Raw genomic sequence first — 24,133 nt, 5'->3', positions numbered from 1 at the left:
GCGTGACTCAACGCTCTACTGCCCTGCCCCCGCTCGCGGCGTTAACGGCTCCTTTACTCACTTGGAACGAGGCATCCCCCCATTCAGAGGCCTTCGACGATGTGTATTTTTCCAGGGAAGATGGCCGGGCTGAAACCGAGCACGTTTTCCTGGGGGCGAATCACCTTCCTAAGCGCTTTGCGGACTGGAGACACAGCCGCGCTTTTGTGATTGGCGAAACAGGCTTTGGCACCGGGCTTAATATGCTGTGCGCGTGGGACTGTTTTGAACAACACGCACCGAGTACTGCACGTCTTCATCTGTTATCCACCGAGAAATTTCCGCTTGACCGAGTATCTCTTGAGCGCGCGCTAAGCGCCTGGCCTTCATTAGCACACTATGCACAAGTGCTATGCGCCCAATGGCCTGAAGCCGTCAGCGGCATTCACCGCCTTCATCTCAACGAGCGAGTGACTCTCGATCTGCACTTTGGCGACACCACCGAACGACTGAACCTACTCGACGGTCAAGTCGATGCATGGTTCCTAGATGGCTTTGCTCCTGCTAAAAACCCCGAAATGTGGCAGCCTGAGCTGTTCGAAGCCATGGCAGCACGCTCTCGCCCTGGGGCAACATTTGCCACGTTTACCTGTGCCGGCGTCGTTAAACGAGGGTTAAAAGCAGCAGGGTTTAACTGGCAGAAGGTGCCTGGGTTTGGGCGCAAGCGGGAAATGTTAGCGGGCTATATCGACGCACCGCCCAAAGACAATCGCCGCCAGTCAACACCATGGTTCACGCCGCCTGCGGCAAGGCCAGCTAACCATGTGGCCGTCATTGGAGCAGGCATGGCCGGTTGCAGCGTGGCCGCAGCGTTAGCCAAGCGTGGGGTTCAGGTAACGGTCATTGAACGCGATACCCCTGGTGCCGGTGGCTCCGGTAATCGTCAGGGAGCGCTGTATGTAAAATTAGCTGCGGAAACGAACAACCAGAGCCGGTTCTATTTATCAGGCCTTCTCTACAGCCAGCGCTGGCTTAGCCAGCGGGCTTCAGCAACACCACGGGAAGCGCCGCTGTGGCAACCATGTGGCGTGGTACAACTGGCGTTAAGCGACAAGGAGGCCGTTCGCCAACAGCGCTTTATGGCACGCCACCCGCTGCCAGAAGCGGTGGTGTCCGCTCAAACCGAGACGCTTGGCGAGCTGGTGGGTGTTCCGATCACAGCGAGTCACGGACTGTTTTATCCCCAGGCAGGCTGGGTGCGCCCCAAATTACTCTGCGAACAGCTACTACAGCACGCGAATATCACCTTGCACCAGGGGGAAGTAACAACCCTTCAGCCCGACGGTAAAGCTTGGCAGATCGTGTTGGCCAACGGAGAAACGCTGACCGCTGATCACGCTGTGGTAGCCAATGCGTCTCTGGCTAACCGCTTTGAACAAACTGCAGCGCTACCGCTACAGCAGGTTCGCGGCCAGGTGAGTGAAGTGAAGCTGCCCGAGGGAGTTCAAGGCCCGCAACGTGTGGTATGCGCTGGTGGCTATGTGTCGCCGCCAGTGGAGGGCGTACTGACGTTTGGAGCCAGCTTTGTGCCTAATAACGCCACGAACGACGTTACGACAGCAGACCATCAGCGCAATATTGATGAACTACGCCAAACACTGCCTGAATGGGTCGCCACCCTTGAAACGGCGGGCGTAACGCTAAGCCCCGACACGCTAGCAGGTCGTGCTGCGGTAAGGGCAGCCAGCCCTGACAAAAGCCCCTACGCGGGGCCTGTGCCCAATGCCGACGCATGGCAGCAGGATTACGCGGTGCTGCAAAAAGATGCTTCGAACGTGCCAGATACCCTAGGAGAGCACCATGCAGGGCTGTGGATATCTAGCGCGCACGGCTCTAGGGGCCTTTCCAGCGCTCCGCTCTGCGCCGAAATCATTGCCTCGCGAATGTGTGATGAGCCGATGCCGCTAGAGCTATCGTTAGTGGATCATTTACACCCTGGGCGACGGATTATTAGTGCGCTAGTACGCGCTCAGTAATCGCCCTCTTCCTCATCATCGGCAAGATCTCGCCCAAAGGAACGCCATTGGGCGAGCGTCATCACCTCGGTCATTTCTAACTCAAGATCGTGGGCAATAATCAGCTCGTGACGCTCAAGCTGCTGTTTAAGCTCGACTACCCAGCCGCTCATACCTGCGCCGGTATCGGTTGTATCGTATCCTTGGCGTGTCACAAATGCTTCAAGCAAAGCATCCAGCGTTTCCGGCGGCAGCATGCGTGCTGGCACTTCAATAAAACGGCTCATTCACTCTGCTCCCAGGCAGCTAGACGCTCAATAAAGGTGGCTTCATCGATCACTTCAACGCCCAGTTGCTCTGCTTTGGTTAATTTACTGCCTGCGGCCTCGCCCGCTACCAAGCAGGTGGTTTTCTTGGAAACACTACCCGCCACTTTAGCGCCTAGCGCTTGCAGCCGCGCCTTACCTTCATCGCGGGTCATGGTGTCCATCGTGCCGGTAAGCACCCAGGTCTGTCCCTCTAAGGGCGTCGGGCCTTGCGTCACTTCACTCTCTTGCCACGTGATGCCAGCATCAAGCAGTGCTTTCAGCGTTGCCAGATTATGGGGTTGACGGAAAAAAGTGTGAACATGGGCGGCGACAATCGGACCAACATCATTCACCGCTTCCAGCGCCGCTTGATCAGCTTCTTGCAAGGCCTGAAGTGTACCGAAGTAGCTGGCTAAATTTGCCGCTGTGGCTTCGCCTACTTCGCGAATACCCAAGGCGTAAATAAAACGAGCCAACGTGGTGTGCTTAGCCTTATCCAGGGCATTTACCAAGTTGGTCGAGGACTTTTCCCCCATGCGTGGCAGCGTCTGAAGCTGCTCAGCTGTGAGATGAAATAAGTCTGCTGGCGTTTTCACCCAGTCCAGGTCCACCAACTGCTCAATCAGCTTCTCACCCAGCCCATCGACATCTAGCGCTTTACGGCTGGCGAAATGCTTCAGCGCCTCTTTACGCTGCGCGGCACAATAAAGCCCGCCTGAGCAACGAGCGACCGCCTCGCCTTCCAGCCGTTCAATATCCGAACCACACACCGGGCAGTGCTCGGGAAAGGTAATCACGCGCGCCTGGGCAGGACGCTTGTCGATATCGACTCGTACCACTTGGGGAATCACGTCGCCTGCCCGACGAATGGCCACCGTATCACCAATCATGACACCTAAGCGGGTGATCTCATCTGCGTTATGCAGCGTAGCATTTGATACCGTCACACCAGCAACGGTGACAGGCTCTAGCCTAGCAACCGGGGTAATCGCGCCAGTACGGCCTACCTGAAACTCCACATCGTTAAGGGTCGTGACTTCTTCCTGAGCAGGAAATTTAAATGCTACCGCCCAGCGTGGCGCCCGTGCCACAAAGCCAAGCTCTCGCTGGTGGCGCAGATCGTTTACTTTAATCACGACGCCATCGATGTCATAACCCAATTGGTCTCGCTTTTCTCCCAGTTGCTCGCAGTAATCAGCCACCAGCTCAGGACCATTGACAGTGCGGAGCTCCGTGCTGGAGCGAAAGCCCCATGCCTTTAGCCTTGCCATTTGCTGACTATGAGTTGTCATTGGGCTACTGCTCAGCTCACCATCGCCAAGGTTCGTCATATCGAGCCGAGCAACTTGATAAGCATGAAACTCTAATGGGCGCGTTGCGGTAATCCGCGGATCGAGCTGTCGCAGGCTGCCAGCCGCCGCATTACGCGGGTTAGCAAATACCTTGCTGCTTTCTTCTCTGGCTCGATCATTCAGCGCTTCAAAGCCCGCATGGCGCATAATAACTTCGCCGCGTACTTCTAATAATGAAGGAATGTTGTCGCCCATTAGCTTTAACGGAACAGACCGCAAGGTGCGCAAATTCGATGTAATGCCTTCTCCGGTACGGCCATCGCCACGGGTTGCGCCACTAACCAATACGCCCTGCTCGTACACTAAAGAGACTGCAGCACCGTCGAGCTTTGGCTCACAGCTAAACTCAACGCTACTCGCCTGACACTCCAAACGTTCAGCGACACGCTCAGCAAAGGCGGTAATATCATCACGGCTAAATGCGTTATCCAAGGAGAGCATGGGAATCGCATGAGCAACTTCAGGGAACCCTTCCGCTGGCGCGGCCCCTACCCGCTGGGTAGGGGAATCCGGTGAGACTAAATCGGGGTATTCGGACTCCAATTGCTTCAACCGCTGCAGTTTGCGGTCGTAATCTGCGTCGGTCAGCTTAGGCTCATCTAATATATAGTAGCGGTAGTTTGCATCATCAAGATCGGCGCGCAGTTGGCTAATCTCTTCCAGAAGTTTTTTCTCAGGCTGACTCATTCAGATGTTCCGGCATACAAAAAAACAGGTGTTTAGTAACAAAAACACCCGCCTTCTTTGGGAAGGCGGGTGTTAACGAAACGCGACGCTTAACGCGCTTGCAGTTGGCGATGCAAGCGATGGCGACGTTCAAAGTCATGAACGCGCTGCCTTGCAAACTCAATGGTTTGCGCCGTCATTACGCTACGGTTTTCATCTTTAAGCTCACCGCCCATATGGCGTACGACAACCATCGCCGTTTCGACCATCGCTTCAAACGCTGCTGAACTATCTTCAGCGCCGGGCAGCGGCATCAGGAACGTAATACCAGGGGTCACAAACTCATCCATTTCTTCAATGGGGAACGTACCAGGCTTAAGTACATTCACCATTGAAAATTGCAGTTCGCTATCGAAGCTTTCTGTTTCAAAACGGTGAAAGACACCCATTTCACGGCTATATCGAAGACCGCAGGCCATGATTAGCTCAAGCAATTTACCGCCATCAAAACCTTCAGGCTCCCGCGAAAGCACACTGATCACGACCATTTCAGAAGCGTCGGTGAGCGCATCTCTAGCCCGCTCACTATTAACATCGTGGCGTAACGCTTTTTCTAACGTGGGGTGTGTACGTACAACGTTATCCCTATGTCCCGTTTCAGGCACATAATCATCGTAGTCATCAACATCGTGATAACTCTCATCGTGCGCAGAAATCGTCGGCTCATTATATTGCGCAGCCTCTCGCTCCGCGGCAGCGGTCATTGCAGCGGCCTCACGCGCTTCGGCTTGCTCTTGAGCAATACGCGCTTTTTCAGCGTCGGCTGCCTCTTTTGCTTCACGGCGCTGCTGCGCCTCAAGCGCTTTACGCTCGGCTTCAAGTGCTTTACGTTCTGCTTTTTGCTTGGCTAGTGCTTCCGCACGTTTCGCCTTCTCTGCTTTCTTACGCTCTTTCTCTTTACGACGCTCAATCAAGCGACGTTTAAAGGAACGCCCAATGCCTTCGAAGTCGACCAAGCGGTATTCATCAACCTCATCGTCATCTAGCTCTCTGTCTCCACCGGCGGTATCAGAACGCAATTGACGCCGCCTGGGCGTGTCAGCTGCATGTTGTACTGCATCTTCAGGTTCAACTCTTAGCGTCGGCTCTGCTTCTGCAGTCGGCTCAGCTGCAGCACTGGGTTCTTCTGACGCTTTTTCGATTGAAGCCTTTACGGTTGATGCAATTTGTTCATCAGTTCCAACTGATACCGCCTCTAGGCGGCTGTTAGCTTCAAGATTAGCAGCTTCTTCGTGTTGAGCCGTTGGCTGTTCTTTCTCAACATCAACTTGCTGACCGCTAACGCCTGACTCGTAATGCTCGGTGGGTTCAGGTACTGACTGTGAATCGTGGCTGCCAGGGCGACGGGCTTCAGTTGTAGAGGCAGGCTTGCTACTCGTCATTTGGTGAGTAGCGTCTGTGTGCTGAGTTTCATTGCTAACTGTATTGCTGGGATTCTCATCAGCCATAAATATGCTAGGCTCCCGGCGCTCGGGTTCAGGAATTGCAGACATGCCTAACGTGTGCTCGGCTGAAGCAGTATCTGGCTGAACGGATGTATAGCTCGTCGACGTGGGATGCCCGACAGCAGAAGACTGTTCATGTTTTCGAGGCTCATTTTTACGAGACCACGAAAAATGTGCATTGGCTTTTGACTTGGCCGAACTGGCAGAGTTGGAAAAAGAACGGCGAAAATCAGACAGTACTTTGGAAGGCCCTGGGTGCTCTTGGCGTTCCAACTTAGGTTTTTGACCAAGGTTGCTGTAGTCAGCAGGCTTGACGACCCGGGCACCACCGTTAGGCAGTTCCCAGTTTATTTCCGCTTCTTTGACTTCATCATTAAATTCTTCGAATTTAGCGGCTGGCAAGTCTTTAACTGCTTGATCCAGACGGGGCACACGGCGTTGGCGCTGAAGCCTTCGCACACCGTCAACTACGATGAGCGAAACCAGTGCCAGTCCTAGAATGATTAACCACTCTCTTAATTCCATGTCGAGCATTCCATGGGTCAATATACCGGTTGCAAAGGCGCAATGCCTAATGACGTAACATATCCGAAATTAGCTAATTATCATCAAGCATAGCGCGGTTGCTACGAAAAGGGCCACTTTTTGCAGATTTTCAAGCTTTAACACTCCTACAAGGTGGTTTTAGGCCAAATCTTTGACTATATCAACCAAGAAAAGTGCCATTTTAGCGCTAATTTATCCCGACAGGACACATCGTCACATCATCGTCTGCTTTCTATAGGGAGAAATTTCGCTCCCTTGGCTCGCCTTCTCACACCGTAACATGACAAGCCCACATTCAAACTTACGTAACGAAACGCCACTGCTCTTCTGCCAAATTGCCCAGCCAACTGCTGTTCGATCAAAAGCTATTCTGTTACAAACCTATCTGTTACAAACCTATCTATTACAAACCTACGTCACCAAAAATTCCGTCGTAACGAATAGTATTTAATAGCTAATGAAATCATAGCATATATGTTTTAAACCCTTAACTAACGCTATACAAAGGTAATGAAAGTTCACATTTCAGATTTGTCAATTTTAGATAGATGAACATGCTTAACTGCACGATACGCTTTGGCAGGAGCAGCCCTCAGCGCCCATGATCAAAGCAGTTAATCAGAAACCTAGAATAAATATAAATCATTGATAAAAAAGGAATTTTATAATAAAAAAATGAAGAAATAAACGCTATCAATAGCCACTAATGAACCTAATCTGGGATAGCTAAGCAAAAGCAGAAGCACTCACTATCGGTTCAGCACACAACCCGTCACAGGCTTGCTCTACCGCAATTTTTGCATATTTCATAAGGCTTTTAATGGGTGAAAACTCGTTTAGTTTGCCACCATTGAAGGCACCGCATTTGCCGATAAAGCACTTAATCGACCAGTGCTGCAGCCTCATCAATACCTACCGAAACAAGCCTAGACACACCAGGCTCCTGCATGGTGACACCCATCAAGCGCTCAGCAGCCTCCATAGCAATTTTGTTATGGGTGATATAGATAAACTGAACGCTTTCCGACATTTCTTTAACAAGTTTGGCGTAGCGGCCTACGTTGGCATCATCCAGCGGGGCATCGACTTCGTCCAACATACAGAAAGGCGCAGGGTTCAACTGGAAAATTGCGAAAACCAACGACAGTGCAGTTAACGCCTTTTCTCCCCCTGAGAGTAGGTGAATAGTACTGTTTTTCTTACCTGGCGGCCGCGCCATAATTGCCACACCAGTTTCCAGCAAATCATCCCCGGTAAGGGTTAGCCAAGCAGCTCCCCCACCGAAAACCCGTGGAAATAGCGTTTGTAGACCCGTATTAACCTGGTCAAATGTTTCTCGAAAGCGAACGCGCGTTTCCTGATCGATACGTTTAATCGCACGCTCTAACGTTTCCAATGCTTCCGTAAGCTCTGCATGCTGAGCTTCCAAGTAGTTACGCCGTTCGGCTTGCTGATCGTACTCTTCGATCGCGGCAAGGTTAATGGCGCCTAAACGGCGAATCTTATCTGTGGTGTTTTCCAACCGCTCCTGCCAAGCAGCTTCACTGGCGTCGCTAGGCAAGTGCTCTGCTAAAGCATCGGGATCATGGCCTAGTTCTGCTAATTGCTCATCTTGGGTTGCCGCTTTCAGCGCCAGTGCTTGTACATCCATACGGCGCTGTTGTAACTGTTCACGGCTTTGCTCCAAGTTGCGCTCGTGCTGCTGGCGAGCCAGCTCGTCGTTGCGCAGCTGCTCTGCCAATGCCTGAGCCTGCTGACGGGTATCATTCAGGCGCCGCTCCTGCTGCTCGCGCTGGTGTAGCAACTCCTCTAATTCTTCAGCAGCCAGTTCGTCTGGCTCTACCAGCATTTCCCTGGACTCTTCTAACTCAGCAATACGTAGCGAAAGGCGCTCTTCACTATCGCTACTACGGCTTTGTTGGGCTTGCAGGCTATTCCGCTCAGCATTCAATCGCTCTCGCTCTAGCGCCAACGCCTGCTGACGCGCCTTCATGGGAGCATGCTGTTGATTTAACTGGTCACGCTGCTCACGTTGGCGACTGCGATGTTCAGCGCTGGTTTCACGGGCTTCGGCAGCAGCTTCTAGCTGTTCCATAGCAGCATGCCATCGAGCACGCTGCTCTTCTAAAGTGAGCGTTAACTCCGCCTCATCCTGTTGTAGTTGGGCGAGCTCATCATCCAACTCGGTGGCGCGGCTCTCTAAATGTTCCAGGCGTTGAGCTAGTCGCTGCTCTTTCACCGCAAGCTGTTGGAGCGAAGCAGCGTGGGCACGCTCTTGCTCGGCCTGCTGCTCACGGGTTTGCTCTAGCACTTCAATGGCTTCGCTAGCGGCTTCGCACTGCTCATTCAGCAACGCTAACGCGTCTTCATCCTGGGTAAGACGGGCGTCTAATTCGTCAAACCGACGGCGTGTCACCAACAGTGCATCAACACCTTCACCATTGGCCTGTTGGTGCAGCCAGCCGCGTCCACGCCATACGCCTTCCCGGCTGACAACACTCTCTCCAGGCGCCAAATTACCTAGTAGCGTCTCAGCATCTTCGTTCGTTTCTGCGAAGTGAATACTTGCTAACCATTCGCCTAACGCACCTGCCCCAGACACCAGCGAATCCAAGCGCTGCGCGGATGTCGCTGGCCGCTCAGCTTGGTCAATTAAGCACCAATCAGTGGCTAGGGCATTAGGTAGCGCGTTTAGCTGGTTCGCTGACACTAAACGGGCGTTTAACCACGGCGCAAGCAGCCAGGAAATCACTCGCTCCCAGCCAGATGCAACACTAATCGCTTCACCAAGACGTAGCGCATCGGCTAAGCCGTGAGCCGCTAATGCATCGCTCAGATCTGGGTCGTGATCAGCCAAGGCGGCATCAATTAACGCCTTCAATGACGCGAGTTCGCCTTGATGTTGACTTAGTTCAGCACGCTGCTGATCACGCGCCTGGGTGGCCTGCTGATAAGCGGCTTTGGCATCGCTATAGCGCTGCTGCCAAAGGTCACGTTCGGTTTGAAAGGCTTCAGCACGCTGCTCAGCCTCTTCCCGCTGGGCTTGGCATTCGGCGTGTTCATTGCGCAGTTCAGTGACATCGGCAAGTTCGCCACGCTGCTGACGGCGGCGCTGGTTCTCCGCCTGCATGCGCGCAATACGCTGCTCTAAATCGCGTAATTGGTCTTGGCTACGGTCCGCTTCCCGACTAGCATCGCGCCAGTGATTTTCTGCATCGGCCCACTGCTGTTCGGCAGCTTCAAGAGCGGGGGTCGCATCCGCTAAGGTTTGCTCAAGCGTCTCTAGCTGCTCTTCAAGGGCTTCATGCTCTGGAAGCAAGTCCTCTAAACGAGTCTCTATCGCGACAAGTCGCTCTTGATCGCCTTCGCTGACTCGGCGCTGCTCATCAAGGTCGCGGCGCGCCGTTGCTATATCGCTCGCCAATTGAGCTTCACGACTGCGGCGGTGCGCTTGATCCTGCTCCAGGCGGGCAATACGGGTGGTGGTTTCAAAGAACTGTTGCTGGTGGCGTTCTAGCACATCGGCAAGTTCATCGTGCTGTTCACGCGCTTGTTCCAGGCGCGTTTCACACTGACGTACGCCAAATACGTCTTTCTCAACCGCAATTTCCAGCTCGCGCACTCGGCTTTCTTGGTGAGATTGCTCAGCACGCAATGCGCGTCCGCGTACTAACGCCAGCTCACCTTTTAGCCGGTACTCCTGCTGCTTTAACTCTTGGTAGCGCTTGGCTGCTTCTGCCTGACGCTTAAGGCGTTCGAGCTGTTTGTCCAACTCTTCACGGATATCATCCAGGCGTTCCAAATTCTCCTGGGTGCGGCGCATACGGTTTTCGGTTTCTCGGCGGCGCTCTTTATATTTTGAAATACCCGCGGCCTCTTCCAGCGTGGCACGCAGGTCATCGGGGCGTGCTTCGATTAGCCGTGAAATCATCCCCTGGCCGATAATGGCGTAAGAACGCGGGCCTAAACCAGTGCCCATAAACAGATCAGCGATATCTCGCCGACGGCACTTTTGACCATTAAAGAAGTAATTGGATTGGCCGTCGCGGGTGACTAAGCGCTTTACCGCAATTTCTGAGTACTGCGCGTAAACGCCCCCCATGCCTCCATCGCGGTTATCGAACTTGAGCTCGATAGAGGCTTGGCTGATCGGCTTACGACCGGTGGAGCCGTTGAAGATAACATCGGCCATCGATTCACCGCGCAGGGTTTTAGCTGAGGATTCCCCCATTACCCAGCGCACCGCATCGATGATATTAGATTTGCCACAACCGTTTGGCCCAACGATGGCGGTCATATTGCCATCGAAGGGCACCGTTACTGGATCGACAAAAGACTTGAACCCAACAAGACGAATAGAGGTTAAGCGCATTACGACCCTTAGCTGCGGTTGTTTGCGTGGACGTTATTCAAAAACGCGGTCAATAACAACATTTGCCGCATCATCCTCACTAATAGGTCCAACGCTTACGCTCTCTAGATCGCCAAACAGATCACCAGGCTGAGGGGTTGCCTGACCAGATTGCGAAACGCGAACAACTAAGCGTGCTTCACGCACCTGGGATATTTGCGCTTGGGGCGACATAGCCGCGTTGTCATCAAGCACAACAGTCATGGGAAGCTCTGACACTTGGGCACGAATAACAGCCAACGGCGGCAGCTCGCCTTGCATGTCTCGAGCAGTGATAAACACGCTAGCATCGTCACTTACGTTATCCATCAGTGCTTCGTCTAATGAGACAGTCACACGCACGCCCTGGCTTTGGGCGGCCTCAACCGCCGCTGTTTCAGGCTCTACCCCTAAACGCTCTTGAGCAACGCGAATACCTTCGCGCAAGGAAGATGCCGTTTCGGGATCTTCTATGTTTGCGACAGCACGACGCCAGCGGTCAATCGCTGTTTCATAGTCCCCATTATCAAACGCATGGATACCAAGCAAACCGAGCACTGTGGGCTGGCGTGGGTCTTGCGCTAGCGTCTCATCCACTAGCGACTGTACTTCGGGAGTCAGTTCGCGTTCCGCCATAAAAAAGCGCAGTTGAGCAAGTTGCGCTAACAGCGGAGGAATCCGCCCTTCAATAGCAATCAACCGCTCTAACGCATCGACAGCCTTGTCGGACTGACCAGTTTCACGGTAAAGCGGAAACAGTGAACTCCACACATTGGGGTTATTCGGCTGACGCTCGGCTTCTGCTTCCATGCGTTCTAAATACATGGCCAGTGAGCCATCGGGATCGTTTTGCACTTCTTGCTGAATTGCGTAAAGCGTTAAATCGCCTTCCGCGCCGTTTTGCTGATACCAAAACGTACTCGCCCCCACCACGGCCACCATAACCAAGGGAATAGCAAGCCTGCCCGCCGTCGCCGTTTTTAAGGGACGCTTAGTACGGCTGGCAGTGTCTTCCAACAGGCTACGCTCTAGCTCCAGACGGTCTTCTTTAAACCGCTCCTCATCCATATCGCCACGTTCGTGAGCAGCTTCCAACGAGGCCAAACGACGCTTAAAAATCGCCACGTTTTGCTCATCAGCGGTATCGTTAGCTTCGAAGTGATCTAGCTTGTCGCGTAGCGTGCGGGCATCGCGCATCGGCGCTATCAATAACCAAAGCGCGGGGAGTAATAGTAAAGCAATCGCAATCCACAGCGGTGTCATGAAGACCTCTCGCGGTTAATCAGGGCATCCAGGCGGGCACGTTCTTCGGCGCTAAGCGCTTTCGCTGAGGCATTACGACGAGCGCGAACCATCATCACGACGACCACTACACCGAGCAGCACTAACCCTATCGGTAATCCCCACAACAGGTAAGTACGGTTTTCTAAACGCGGGTTATAGAGAATGTACTCTCCAAACCGCTGCACCATATGGTTAACAATCTCGATATCCGATTGACCATCCTGGAGCAATTGATAGACACGCTCACGCATATCAGCGGAAATTGGCGCATCAGAATCATCGATTGCTTGGTTCTCACATAAAGGGCAGCGCATCGAGGCAGTGAGATCATGGTAACGCTGCTCCATAACAGGATCGTCGAACTCACGTATCTCAATACCGCCGGCCAACGCGCCGCTAGTCAGTGTCAGCAGCGCGACGGTAAGCATTAAGCGTATTAGCGCCATTTTTCCACCTCCGGCAGAATGCGTTCACGAACGTCTTCCGGCGACACGTAACCTTTGTGGTGGTAGCGAATGACACCGTCAGCATCAACCAAGAAGGTTTCCGGTGCACCGTAAACCCCCAGATCAAAGCCAAGGCTACCGTCTGGATCAAACACATTAACTTCGAAGGGATCACCAAACTCGCTCAAGAACTCCAGCCCTTTTTCGCGAGTATCTCGATAGTTAATGCCGACCATGCGAATGCCCTGATCAGCCAACTCCAGCAACTGCGGCATTTCCTGCTTACAAGCGGGGCACCATTCGCCCCATACATTTACCAGGGTGACATCGCCAGTTAACAGGGTTTGATCAACTTGGCGATTTTCATCGCGCAGTGTCGTGGCTTCAAACGTAGGAAACTGCCTGGCCATTAGCGCCGAGTCGCGGTGCGAAGGGTCGCGCCCTAGCCCTTGATAAAGGAATAAGGCAATCCCCAGAAAGCCAATCGGTAGTAGTAAAAGCAATAGACGACGTGTCATACCATAGCTTCCTTCGACGTTGCAGACTCAGACGTTGCAGAAGCCGGGCTAGCAGGCGCTTTGCGCGATACGACACGACGGTACCGCTTATCAACTATCGCCAGAATGCCACCGAAAGCCATCAACAACCCACCGAGCCATAACCAGCGTACAAACGGTTTGTATTGAACACGCATCGCGTAGCTACCATCGCCAAGGTCTTCCCCCATGGCGACATAGAGGTCGCGGAAAAGCCCGGGACGAAGCGCCACCTGGGTCATGGGCATTCTGGTAGCGAGATAGAGGCGCTTTTCTGGGCGCATCACAAAACTGCGTCCGGAGTCGCCGCGCTGCACTTGAATGATGGACGTGTCCGCCAGGAAGTTCGGGCCGCGGCGATTGGTCAGTTCCGTCATGGTGAATTGATACCCCGCCACTTCAACAGTCGTGCCCGGTGACATCCGCACGTTGCGTTCGATGTTGTAATTGGAAACAACCGCCACGCCAACAATGGTAACCGCAATGCCCACATGACCAAGCACCATGCCCCAATACGCTAACGACAGCTTGCGCAGCCCAGCCAAAAAGGAGCTGGCATGGCGGACTTTATCGAGCACGTCACGCACGATAGGCAGTACGATCCAGAGCGCCGAAATAATGCCTAAAGAGACCCACAGATTCCATTCGCCGCCATATAGCAACGGCATAGCACTTCCCAGGACCAGCGCAGCAGCGCCTGACAGCCAAAGCTTACGCCACAGTTCACTGGCATTCATGCTTTTCCAGCGAGCGATCGGACCAAGTCCCATAAACATGCACATCACCACCGTTAGCGGTACAAAAAGTGCATTAAAGTACGGAGGCCCTACGCTGATTTTACCTAACCCAAGGGAGTCCAAAATTAGCGGGTAGACCGTCCCTAACAGTACGGTGACCGTCATAATGACCAGTAGAATATTATTGACCAGCAACAACGAATCACGGGATAACCAATTAAAGCCGACTTTGTGGCTCACACGGGGCGCGCGCAGCGCAAATACCAGCAGCGAAAGCGTTACGGTAATCGCCAACAGCATTAAGATAAAGAAGCCGCGGGAAGGGTCGTTAGCAAACGCGTGCACTGAGGTCAGGACGCCTGAGCGCACCAGAAACGTGCCCATTAATGACAGCGAGAAGGTTGAAATAGCCAGCAGTACTGTCCAGCTTTTAAACGAACCGCGCTTTTCAGTGACCGCCAACGAGTGCACCAGCGCCGTTCCTGTTAGCCAGGGCAGCAGTGAGGCGTTTTCAACCGGATCCCAGAACCACCAGCCGCCCCAGCCCAGCTCGTAATAAGCCCACCAACTACCTAGCGCGATGCCTACGGTTAGAAATGCCCAGGCCACATTAGTCCAGGGACGTGCCCAACGGGTCCAGGCAGCGTCTAAACGCCCACCTAGCAACGCAGCAATGGCAAATGCAAATACCACCGAGAAACCGACATACCCCATATACAGCATCGGGGGATGCACAACCAACCCGAAGTCCTGCAGCAGTGGATTAAGATCAGCCCCGTCTTGAGGCATATTCGGCAGTAGCCGCTCAAATGGATTGGAGGTCATCAAGATAAATAGTAGGAAGCCAACGCAGACCATCCCCATGACGCCTTGCACTCGCGCTACCATATCGCGAGGCAAATCACCGGAAAATACCGAAGCGGCATACCCCCAACCAGCCAGCATTAAGCTCCACAATAAGACCGAGCCTTCATGATTTCCCCACACGGCACTAAACTTGTAGTACCAGGGCAGTAGCGAGTTAGAATTGTTGGCGACGTTAGCAACGCTGAAGTCATCCAGCAGGTAACTGGCCGTTAGGCACAAATAGGCAATGGCAATAAAGAAGAACTGCCCTGTTGCCATGGGCTTGCCATAAGCCATCCATAGTGGACGCCGAGTAGCTGCCCCCGCCAGCGGCATCACAGCTTGTATCACGGCCATTAAAAGGGCAATGACCAGAGCAAAGTGGCCGATTTCAGGAATCATTTTGATGAACATGCGCGCTCCGAATTAGCAGTGGGCATAACCGCCTGCTTGACACGATAAGACATTAATAATCGCTTGCTTGGGGGGTGCCTTCCTGCTCCAAACGCTTACCCACCTCAGCCGCTTTTGCCTGATAATCTGCCGGGGAGTAACCTGCCTCTTCTAATGCTTGCGCCACTTCGGGCGGCATATAATTTTCATCGTGGCGGGCTAGGACTTTATCGGCATATAAGCGCCCATCTGTCTGAAGTTCTCCTACCACGACCACCCCCTGCCCTTCACGGAAAAGATCCGGCAGAATCCCGCTGTAGTAGACCTCCAAATCATCGACGTAATCCGTCACGGTAAACTCAACATCAAGGCTTTCAGGATCACGCGACACTGACCCCTCTTTAACCATTCCGCCCGCGCGAATCTGGCGTTCCATGGGTGCGTCGCCCTGAGCAATTTGCACCGGGCTAAAAAATAAATTGATGTTGGAGCGCAGCGCATAAAGTGTCAGCCCCACCGCTATCGCGGTTAATGAAACCAACCCTAAAATAACGAACAGCTTCTGTTTACGTTTAGGCGTCATTACGAACGTCCCTTTGAGCAGAGTTAACCGGTGCTTGCGCGGCCTGGGGATGGGCATTTTGGCGGCGCACACGGCGCTTCACGCCTTTCAGCAGTTGGCTGCGCTCGAGGCGCGCATGCCAAACTATCACCAGCATCAACAACGCAGTAATGCCCCAAGCAGCCCACACATAAAGCCCGTGGCCACCCATGGCAAAAAATTCATTAAGTGAGGAAAAAGCCATTATCTCACCTCCTCTACTAGCTCTTGCACCCAGCGCTTATTGGTTTCACGGCGCAGTATTTCACTGCGCGTACGCATCAGGGTTAACGCTATAAAAAAGCAGTAGAAACCGAGAACCATAATGAGCAGCGGTGCCCACATTTCCATGGGCATTGCCGAACGTCCGGTAATCGTAAACGAGGCAGGCTGGTGCAGGGTGTACCACCAGTCCACCGAATATTTGATGATCGGAATATTAATCACGCCCACCATCGCCAGCACTGAGGCTGCACGAGATCCGCTATCGCGACTACTGAAAGCGCCGCGCAGTGCAATGACACCTAAATACAAAAACAGCAAAATCAGCATGGACGTTAAACGCGCGTCCCACATCCACCAGGTTCCCCAGGTAGGCACGCCCCATACTGCGCCTGAAAAAAGTGCTACAAAGGTCATCGCCGCACCTAATGGCGCCATCACGGTGGCAGCCATATCGGCTACTTTGATTTTCCAGACCATAAATACCAAGCCTGAAATTGCCATTGAGACAAAAATGGATTGTGCTAGGAAAGCGGCAGGAACGTGGACATAGATAATCCGAAAGCTATTGCCCTGCTGATAATCCGCGGGAGCAAATACCAGCCCCCAAACGCTTCCCAGCAGTAACAGGAGCACCGCCGCTGCCCAGAACCAGGGCTGAAGCTTGGCGCTAATCGCGTAGAACCACTTGGGTGATCTCAGTTTATTTATAAAGGCCCACATGGTGTTTTCGTCCTTTAACCGTTGATGCTGATGCGTAGCGAGGCGGCAATAGCCCAAGGTGCTAGCATTAACGAAATCGCTAAAAGTGCGCCCAAAATAGCCAGATGCGCCGCGATACCATCGCCTAAAATAGCGGCCTGCACGGCGCCAGCACCAAAAATAAGCACTGGAATATAGAGCGGCAGCACCAGCAGTGACAGCAATACACCGCCGCGAGCTAATCCGACGGTCAGCGCGGCGCCAATCGCACCAATCAAGCTGAGGCTTGCGGTTCCTAATGCCAGCGATAGCGCTAAAACCATGTAACTACCGGCAGGAAGTGCCAACATGATACCTAAAATCGGCGCCATAAGTGCCAAAGGCAGTCCTGTCAGCAGCCAGTGAACAGCAACTTTGGCAAGGCTAAGCGCCGCCAGCGGCTGAGGGGCTAACAGTAGCTGCTCCAAACTGCCGTCGTCGTAGTCGCTCCGGAACAGACTATCCAGAGAAAGCAATGCCGCTAGCAATGCCGCCACCCACAGCAACCCAGGCGCTATTTCTGCCAGTAACTGGGGATCAGGTGAAATGCCGATCGGAAAGAGCGTAATCACTAAGGCAAAGAACACCAATGGGTTAAGCACTTCACCACGACGACGTAGCAACAGCGTTAGATCTCGCTTAAAGGTGGCACTAATGGCAACCATGAGCCCACCGGAAGGCGCATGCATCGACATTTCTGGGATGCCTGTCGTGGCGTGTGAGCTTGGCAACACTGTCTCCTTCTACCCCAGTTGAACGCGCCTAAGCACGGATGATGCGGTTAACTCATGATGTGTCGTCACTAACACACAGCCTCCCGCGTTGGCATGCGCAACAAGCTGCGCTTCTAGTGCTGCCACTCCGTGGCGATCAATTGCTGTAAAAGGTTCATCCAGGACCCACAATGCCCGCTTAGTAAGCGTCAGTCTCGCAAGGGCAATTCGCCGCTGCTGTCCAGCAGAAAGCTGCCCTGCGGGTACATCCTCAAAGCCACTCAGCCCAACCTGTTCCAGCGCTTTTTCACGCTGACAATCGTCGCCTTTTTCGCCGCTAAGCGCTTGGTACCACGCTAAGTTTTCCAGCGGAGAAAGACCCGCTTTTATGCCAGGGGCATGTCCTAAATAGAGTAGATTGGCGAGAAAATGTTCACGCACCTTGCGCATTGAGTCGCCATTCCAATAAATGTCGCCATGGTAGTCGCTCAACTGGCCTGAGAGAATTTTCAACAGTGTCGTTTTTCCGCTCCCGTTAGGGCCTTCGATGCGTACTATTTCGCCACGTTGAATATCAAGATCTAGCCCCTCAAACAGCCAACGATCATCGCGTTCACAGGCTAGCTGTCGGGCTTGTAGGCAGAGGCTCAAGGATATCTCCAGGCACGTAGATTTTGCGTCGAACTCTACACGGAAAGCCCCTTTCTCGCCAGTCGCTCTCTGCGGTCTGGGGTCGCATCACATTTCAACCAATCTTCGCTTAAGAACAATAGACAATGCAGAGCACTAGCACTGTATGCAAAAACAGGTCTATACTACAAACACTGTATGAAAAAACACTACCGATTATAAACACAGCAATCTGCTCAATTACACGCCTAGGGAGCGGGCGCTGCATTGGAGAAAACTGCATGACGATGACAATGCCAACACCCTTGAACATAACTCAACATGCGCTATCTCAAACAGCGTCGAATACAGGTCGCCCTATTTATTCGGCACCTCGTGTAACGCGGCGCAACACGTATGCGCTTCGCGTGCGTGGCAACAGAATGCGTGAATGCAATCTATTCGACGGCGATGTCATCATTATTCGCCGTTATCAGCACGGTAGCCATCAAGAAACCGCTATCGCGACGATTAACCAGCGAGAAGTTGCCCTAAAGCAACTTTCAATTAGTCGACTTGGCGTTCACTTATGGCCCGAAGATGCAGCCATGCCTGCCGTCTTCCTGCATAATTGTGATATTCAAGTGCTGGGAATGGTGATGGGCGTCGAGCATGGCGCTAACAACACTCGGCACCACTAATTCGCCACCCGCTTTAGGGAGCATCGATTGCGTTACCGAGTTCCAGACCTAGCACCCGCCACATGGCATACCGCTGAAATTGAGGTTGAAAAAAGTCGTTTCCTCACGTGGATATGCCATGCACCCAGCACAGCTGACTATTATGCAATGCTGCAGGCAGCAAAAACCGCTCACCCCAACGCAAGTCATCACTGCACGGCCTTTATTGCGGGCCCGCCAGGAGAGCAAACGCACATAGGGTTCTCTGATGATGGTGAACCCGGCGGCACAGCAGGCAGACCCATGTATCAAGCCTTGCTCGGTAGCCAGATGGGTGAAATAGGCTGCGTGGTGATTCGTTACTTTGGCGGCACTAAGTTGGGCACTGGTGGTCTTGCCCGGGCTTACGCACAGTCGGTTAACGCTGGGATTGAAACATTACCTACACGCGAAGTCGTCGAACGGGATAACTACCAACTGCGTGTCAACTTTGCCCATGAAGCAGTCGCGCGCGCTTGGTGTGACGAGCAGAAAATCCCCATCCAACAGGCAGAGTACGATGGCAGCGGCGTATGCCTCACGATTGGCTGGCCAAGAGATGAGGCCTTAAATTTCGCTACGCTTGAAAATCGCCTAAAGACAGCACTCGATATTCAAAAAGTGCCGCCACAATAAGATCATTGGTATCTCTGACAAAAAAACGCGACTTACGCGAGCAATTGCTCGGTAAGCCGCGTTTTAGTCGCTAACCATCACGTAACAATAACTGCGCAATGGCACTGCTAGCGGGTTCTAACCTAAATATTTAATCATCACACCCGCCGCAACGGCAGAACCGATAACACCTGCCACATTAGGGCCCATGGCATGCATCAGCAGGAAGTTATGCGGGTTCGACTCCAAGCCAACCTTATTAGCCACTCGCGCGGCCATCGGCACTGCCGAAACACCTGCGGCACCAATCAGCGGATTAATCGGCATTTTGCTGACCAGGTTCATCAACTTCGCCATCAACACGCCTGCGGCCGTGCCAATACCAAACGCCACAATACCCAAGCCCAAGATACCCAGCGTTTCGAATGCCAGAAAGCTATCTGCCATCAGCTTGGAACCAACCGATAGTCCTAAGATAATCGTCACGATATTGATCAGAGCGTTTTGCGCTGTATCCGATAAGCGCTCAACCACACCGCACTCTCGCATCAAATTACCAAAGCAGAACATCCCTAATAGCGGCGCTGCATCAGGCAGGAAAAGCGCGACGGCAATCAATAACATCAGCGGGAAAACGATCTTTTCCAGCTTGGATACCGGACGCAGTTGCGTCATCTTAATTTGACGCTCTTTCTGGGTGGTCAGCAGACGCATAATCGGGGGTTGAATCAGCGGCACCAACGCCATGTAGGCGTACGCCGCCACTGCGATAGCACCCAGCAACTCAGGAGCCAATACGCTTGATACATAAATAGACGTTGGACCATCAGCACCGCCGATAATACCAATGGCAGCCGCTTGATTAAGCGAAAAGTCCATCACCCCCAGCGAGGTCAGCATCACAGCACCAAACAGTGTGGCAAAAATGCCAAACTGAGCAGCCGCTCCTAAAAAGAGCGTCCGCGGGTTAGCCAACAACGGGCCGAAGTCGGTCATGGCCCCCACGCCCATAAAGATAATCAGTGGCGCAATACCAGAGGCAATCGCTACTTTGTAGAAGTTATAGAGCATCCCATCGCTATAACCTACGCCAACCGCAATATCCTTTGCCGCACGTAATTGATCGGGAGCCGCTGCGTCGTGGGCAATCGCTTTAAGCGACTCTCGCCAAGCTTCCACACCACTTAATGGATCAAGGGTAGCGCCCAGTACGGAAGCTATCTGCTGCAGCACAGCAGGTTTTGCCACCTCAATCGCTTGGTCGAGCGCTGAGATTGCCAAGCCCGCCTCAGGGATATTGGCAAGAATGCCGCCAAACCCAATTGGCACCAGCAGCAACGGCTCAAACTTCTTGTGAATGGCAAGATAGAGCAGCCCAAGCCCTACCAAAATCATGGCCGCCTGACCAAGCTCAAGGTTATAAAGCCCCGAGCCCTCCCATAAGGTAATTAGTTTTTCCATTGCCAAATGCCCTTAAAGCTCGATCAGCGAATCGCCAACGGCGACGCTGTCACCCTCGCTGACGTTAACTTTCGATACGGTACCGGCACTACTGGCGCGCACTTCGGTTTCCATTTTCATGGCTTCCAAAATAATCACCACATCGCCATCCGCTACTTGGTCACCAGGGCGTACATTGACCTTGAAGATATTGCCAGCAAGCGGTGCATCAATGCTTTCTCCACTAGGTGCAGACGTTTCCTCTTTGGGTGCGTTAGTACTCACTGCCGCCTGTTCCTGCACCGCGCCTATCTCGCCACCTTCAGACACTTCCACTACAAACGCTTTGCCATTGAGCTTAACGGTGTACGTTTCCGGGCCACTCGAGACCACTGGCGCTTTGCTTTCGGCTTTTGCTGGTACGTTAGTGCTTTTCGCTTCAGCCACTTGGGGGGCAGGTTCGAAGGCATCCGGGTTGTCACGGTTTTTAAGGAATTTCAGACCAATTTGCGGGAACAGTGCGTAGGTCAGCACGTCGTCTACTGTCTGCTCGCCGCTGGCAATACGAATGCTGTCTGCGCTCGCCTTCTCTTTAAGCTCGGTCGCTAGTCGGTCCATTTCTGGTGACAGGTTATCTGCCGGGCGACAGGTGATCGGTTCACCACCTTCGAGCACGCGTTTTTGCAGCTCTGCATTAAACGGCGCGGGCGCGGAGCCGTACTCACCTTTTAGCAGCGCCTGAACTTCTTTGGAGATGGACTTGTAACGCTCACCCATCATCACGTTCATCACTGCTTGGGTACCCACAATCTGGGAAGTTGGCGTCACCAGCGGAATAAAGCCAAGGTCTTCGCGTACGCGGGGGATTTCATTCAACACATCGTCAAGCTTATCGCCGGCGCCCTGCTCTTTAAGCTGGCCTTCCATGTTGGTGAGCATGCCGCCAGGCACCTGGGCAATCAAAATGCGTGAGTCAATACCGCGCAACGAACCTTCAAACGCCGCATACTTTTTGCGCACTTCACGGAAATAGCTGGCGATATCTTCCAACAACTCCAGGTCAAGACCGGTATCGCGATCGGTATCTTTGAGCATGGCCACGACAGATTCAGTCGGACTATGGCCATACGTCATGGACATGGAAGAGATCGCAGTATCGACATTATCGATCCCCGCCTCGACGGCTTTCAAAATTGTCGAGGTCGACAACCCAGTAGTAGCATGACAATGCAAGTGAACGGGAATAGACAGCTCTTTTTTCAACCGCGTGACAAGGTCATAGGCAATATAAGGCGTCAGAAGCCCCGCCATATCCTTGATAGCCAGCGAGTCAGCACCCATTGCGGCAATGGTTTTAGCAAGCTCTACCCAGCTATCCAGGGTATGTACCGGGCTAACCGTATAAGAGATAGTGCCTTGCGCATGTCCACCTACTTGGCGAACCGCTTTGATGGCACGCTCAAGATTGCGCGGGTCATTCATCGCGTCAAATACGCGGAACACATCAACCCCGTTGGTCTTGGCGCGCTCGACAAACTTATCAACCACGTCATCGGCGTAGTGGCGATAGCCTAATAAGTTTTGGCCACGCAACAACATCGCTTGAGGTGTATTCGGCATCGCCTCTTTCAGTGCCCGAATACGCTCCCAAGGGTCTTCACCCAAATAGCGAATGCATGAATCAAACGTTGCTCCACCCCAAGTCTCTAATGACCAATAGCCAACATTGTCGAGTTTTTCGGCAATCGGCAGCATGTCATCAAGACGCAAACGGGTGGCAAACAGCGATTGATGGGCATCGCGAAGAACAACATCAGTGATCCCCAGAGGACGTTTTGTTTCATTCATGGTCGTGGCTCACAATTTTCACGTTATGGATTTGTAGTAAATTTAACAAAATAAATAGTAATTGAGCGGTAGGATAGCTACAAAACTAGGGCCTTACTTACGGCGCGAAGAACGATAACGGTGCACTGCAGCACTAATCACTGCCCTGACTTCATCATCCTGGCCTTTCGGTGCAGATGGTTTTGCATTATTTCGGCCGCTTGGCGCTGCTATAGGAGCAGGCTGAAAACGGCTAATCAACTTCGACATTAGCGTAACGCTAATTACCAAAACCGTAAGAAAAACAAATACAAAACCCATACCCAACCCCATAAGGGCAAGCCCTTCCTGGAGCAACTCTGACTCTTGCATACCGCATTCCCCCTCTTTCAAATGCTTTTCGGCACACCAATAGCCTCTAAAGGCGCTTGGCGCAGTGAGGCTAATACACTAACCTGCCACATCCAGGATAGATTGCAATCGCGCCATAGTGGAAGTCATGGTTGTTAATTTACTACATAAAGGCAGGATAGGCCTAGCGCCTATGGAAGGTGTCATCGACGCCTTAACGCGTGATTTACTGACTCAGCAGGCAGGTTTTGACTGGGCAGTGACTGAGTTTGTCAGGGTGGTCGACGCACGACTCCCACCTCGCGTGTTCTATAAACATTGCCCCGAACTGTCAGCAGGCAGCGTCGCCACCCCTAGCGGCGTTCCTGTGCATTTACAGCTTTTGGGATCAGACCCTGTGGCACTAGCCAGCAATGCGCAACAGGCACTCTCGCTGGGCGCTATCAGCATTGACCTTAACTTTGGCTGCCCCGCCAAACTGGTCAATCGTCATGATGGTGGTGCATCACTACTTCGCCAGCCAGATCGCGTTTATCGCGCCGTAAAAGCGGTCGCTGAAGCATTAGACGGCGAAATTCCAGTGACGGCTAAAATCCGCCTTGGCTTTTCTGATCGTCGCTTAGCAGTCGCTTGTGCCCAGGCCACAGAAGCTGGCGGCGCTGCACAGCTTGTTGTCCACGGCCGCACACGAGATGAAGGCTATCGCCCGCCTGCGCACTGGGAGTGGATTGGCAAAGTTCGCCATCAAGTATCGATCCCTGTCGTTGCGAACGGCGATATTTGGACATTAGAGGACTACTGGAAGGCTCGCACTCTATCAGGTTGCGAGGATGTTATGCTTGGCCGTAGCGCCCTCTCGGACCCATGGCTTGCAGCTCGCATACGCCACTGGCAGCGCACAGGAGAGCGCCTCCCTGACACTACCTGGACAATGCGCGCCAACGTTCTAAAGCGATACGCCGACTTACAGCGGCGACAACTGCCAGATCGAGTAGTCGTGTCACTCGTCAAGCAGTGGCTAGCACAAATGCGCCAAGGCAATAGCGAAGCGAACCAACACTTTCATCGCCTGAAACGCCTTACGGATCTCGACACGCTGCTTAACAACCTGATTCCCAGCACATCACTTTGCTGCGAGCCCGCATAAGTCGTTTTCGGCATTAGGTTAGTAGCACAAAAAAAAAGCGCCCGGCCGCTGTGCGGGGACGCTTTAAACGATCTCAAGACCAAAGCACGAGCTACTATGGTCAGGCTAGAAATAAGAAAACCCGCTTTCTGTTGAAAGCGGGTTT

General features: G+C 53.0%; 20 protein-coding genes. 4 read left to right on the top strand and 16 right to left on the bottom strand.

Annotated features, from left to right (window positions below; genetic code table 11):
• The first annotated feature begins 2 nt into the window (after positions 1-2).
• Positions 3-2,015: a bifunctional tRNA (5-methylaminomethyl-2-thiouridine)(34)-methyltransferase MnmD/FAD-dependent 5-carboxymethylaminomethyl-2-thiouridine(34) oxidoreductase MnmC gene (mnmC, locus tag ACN06F_RS03650; RefSeq protein ID WP_433924667.1), complete on the top strand. Its 2,013-nt coding sequence runs from the start codon at positions 3-5 to the stop codon at positions 2,013-2,015.
• Here mnmC and ACN06F_RS03645 read toward each other — a convergent pair.
• From ACN06F_RS03645 to ccmA, 13 genes are all read right to left on the bottom strand, one after another.
• Positions 2,009-2,281 carry a YheU family protein gene (locus ACN06F_RS03645; RefSeq protein WP_038481736.1) on the bottom strand — a complete coding sequence of 91 codons (273 nt, stop codon included), beginning with the start codon at positions 2,279-2,281 and terminating at the stop codon, positions 2,009-2,011. The genes mnmC and ACN06F_RS03645 overlap by 7 nt on opposite strands.
• Complete coding sequence (gene ligA / locus ACN06F_RS03640) at positions 2,278-4,341, bottom strand: NAD-dependent DNA ligase LigA (RefSeq protein WP_433924666.1); 2,064 nt, start codon at positions 4,339-4,341, stop codon at positions 2,278-2,280. The genes ACN06F_RS03645 and ligA overlap by 4 nt, the downstream gene beginning before the upstream one ends.
• A gap of 89 nt (positions 4,342-4,430) precedes the next feature.
• Positions 4,431-6,350 (bottom strand): cell division protein ZipA, encoded by a 1,920-nt coding sequence (gene zipA / locus ACN06F_RS03635; RefSeq protein ID WP_095602639.1) that lies wholly within the window; start codon positions 6,348-6,350, stop codon positions 4,431-4,433.
• A gap of 901 nt (positions 6,351-7,251) precedes the next feature.
• Positions 7,252-10,743: a chromosome segregation protein SMC gene (gene smc, locus ACN06F_RS03630; protein WP_038481727.1), complete on the bottom strand. Its 3,492-nt coding sequence runs from the start codon at positions 10,741-10,743 to the stop codon at positions 7,252-7,254.
• Positions 10,744-10,776: 33 nt separating this feature from the next.
• Positions 10,777-12,024 (bottom strand): c-type cytochrome biogenesis protein CcmI, encoded by a 1,248-nt coding sequence (gene ccmI / locus ACN06F_RS03625; RefSeq protein ID WP_433924665.1) that lies wholly within the window; start codon positions 12,022-12,024, stop codon positions 10,777-10,779.
• A complete protein-coding gene (locus tag ACN06F_RS03620) occupies positions 12,021-12,491 on the bottom strand; it encodes a cytochrome c-type biogenesis protein (protein ID WP_038481721.1) in 471 nt (156 codons plus the stop codon). Before ACN06F_RS03620 ends, ccmI begins: the two co-directional genes overlap by 4 nt.
• Positions 12,482-13,009, bottom strand: coding sequence for a DsbE family thiol:disulfide interchange protein (locus tag ACN06F_RS03615; protein WP_038481718.1), 528 nt, complete (start codon positions 13,007-13,009; stop codon positions 12,482-12,484). The genes ACN06F_RS03620 and ACN06F_RS03615 overlap by 10 nt, the downstream gene beginning before the upstream one ends.
• A complete protein-coding gene (locus ACN06F_RS03610) occupies positions 13,006-15,024 on the bottom strand; it encodes a heme lyase CcmF/NrfE family subunit (protein ID WP_038481715.1) in 2,019 nt (672 codons plus the stop codon). The genes ACN06F_RS03615 and ACN06F_RS03610 overlap by 4 nt, the downstream gene beginning before the upstream one ends.
• Before the next feature lie 52 nt (positions 15,025-15,076).
• The gene (ccmE, locus tag ACN06F_RS03605) at positions 15,077-15,586 is read right to left on the bottom strand and encodes a cytochrome c maturation protein CcmE (protein ID WP_038481712.1); all 510 of its coding nucleotides are present in this window, start codon (positions 15,584-15,586) and stop codon (positions 15,077-15,079) included.
• Complete coding sequence (gene ccmD, locus ACN06F_RS03600; RefSeq protein WP_198348585.1) at positions 15,576-15,809, bottom strand: heme exporter protein CcmD; 234 nt, start codon at positions 15,807-15,809, stop codon at positions 15,576-15,578. Before ccmD ends, ccmE begins: the two co-directional genes overlap by 11 nt.
• Positions 15,809-16,549 carry a heme ABC transporter permease gene (locus ACN06F_RS03595; RefSeq protein ID WP_038481706.1) on the bottom strand — a complete coding sequence of 247 codons (741 nt, stop codon included), beginning with the start codon at positions 16,547-16,549 and terminating at the stop codon, positions 15,809-15,811. The genes ccmD and ACN06F_RS03595 overlap by 1 nt, the downstream gene beginning before the upstream one ends.
• 14 nt (positions 16,550-16,563) lie before the next feature.
• Positions 16,564-17,262 carry a heme exporter protein CcmB gene (gene ccmB, locus ACN06F_RS03590; RefSeq protein ID WP_172422509.1) on the bottom strand — a complete coding sequence of 233 codons (699 nt, stop codon included), beginning with the start codon at positions 17,260-17,262 and terminating at the stop codon, positions 16,564-16,566.
• A 48-nt stretch (positions 17,263-17,310) separates the two neighbouring features.
• The gene (ccmA, locus tag ACN06F_RS03585; RefSeq protein WP_038481699.1) at positions 17,311-17,931 is read right to left on the bottom strand and encodes a cytochrome c biogenesis heme-transporting ATPase CcmA; all 621 of its coding nucleotides are present in this window, start codon (positions 17,929-17,931) and stop codon (positions 17,311-17,313) included.
• Positions 17,932-18,191: 260 nt separating this feature from the next.
• Between ccmA and ACN06F_RS03580 the strand changes: the two genes are divergently transcribed.
• Complete coding sequence (locus tag ACN06F_RS03580; protein ID WP_038481696.1) at positions 18,192-18,590, top strand: LexA family protein; 399 nt, start codon at positions 18,192-18,194, stop codon at positions 18,588-18,590.
• 27 nt (positions 18,591-18,617) lie between these two features.
• Positions 18,618-19,244 carry an IMPACT family protein gene (locus ACN06F_RS03575; RefSeq protein ID WP_038481693.1) on the top strand — a complete coding sequence of 209 codons (627 nt, stop codon included), beginning with the start codon at positions 18,618-18,620 and terminating at the stop codon, positions 19,242-19,244.
• 117 nt (positions 19,245-19,361) lie between these two features.
• Here the strand turns inward: ACN06F_RS03575 and ACN06F_RS03570 are convergent, their stop codons facing one another.
• The 3 genes from ACN06F_RS03570 to ACN06F_RS03560 all read right to left on the bottom strand — a co-directional run bounded on the left by ACN06F_RS03570 (position 19,362) and on the right by ACN06F_RS03560 (position 22,862).
• Positions 19,362-20,684, bottom strand: a complete 1,323-nt coding sequence (locus ACN06F_RS03570) for a sodium ion-translocating decarboxylase subunit beta (RefSeq protein ID WP_038481690.1) — start codon at positions 20,682-20,684, stop codon at positions 19,362-19,364.
• A 12-nt stretch (positions 20,685-20,696) separates the two neighbouring features.
• A complete protein-coding gene (gene oadA / locus ACN06F_RS03565; protein WP_038481687.1) occupies positions 20,697-22,511 on the bottom strand; it encodes a sodium-extruding oxaloacetate decarboxylase subunit alpha in 1,815 nt (604 codons plus the stop codon).
• 93 nt (positions 22,512-22,604) lie between these two features.
• On the bottom strand, positions 22,605-22,862 hold the full coding sequence (locus ACN06F_RS03560) for an OadG family protein (protein ID WP_089039064.1): 258 nt from the start codon (positions 22,860-22,862) through the stop codon (positions 22,605-22,607).
• Positions 22,863-22,989: 127 nt separating this feature from the next.
• Between ACN06F_RS03560 and ACN06F_RS03555 the strand changes: the two genes are divergently transcribed.
• Entirely contained in the window at positions 22,990-23,988 is a 999-nt protein-coding gene (locus ACN06F_RS03555; protein WP_231657289.1) for a tRNA dihydrouridine synthase, read from the top strand.
• Positions 23,989-24,133 lie beyond the last annotated feature (145 nt).

It is taken from the genome of Vreelandella sp. 21 (assembly GCF_050995515.1).
In the GTDB taxonomy this organism is placed as follows: Bacteria; Pseudomonadota; Gammaproteobacteria; order Pseudomonadales; family Halomonadaceae; genus Vreelandella; species Vreelandella alkaliphila.
The sequence above is the reverse complement of the archived record's forward strand: the minus strand, read 5'-3'. Positions and strand labels throughout refer to the sequence as shown.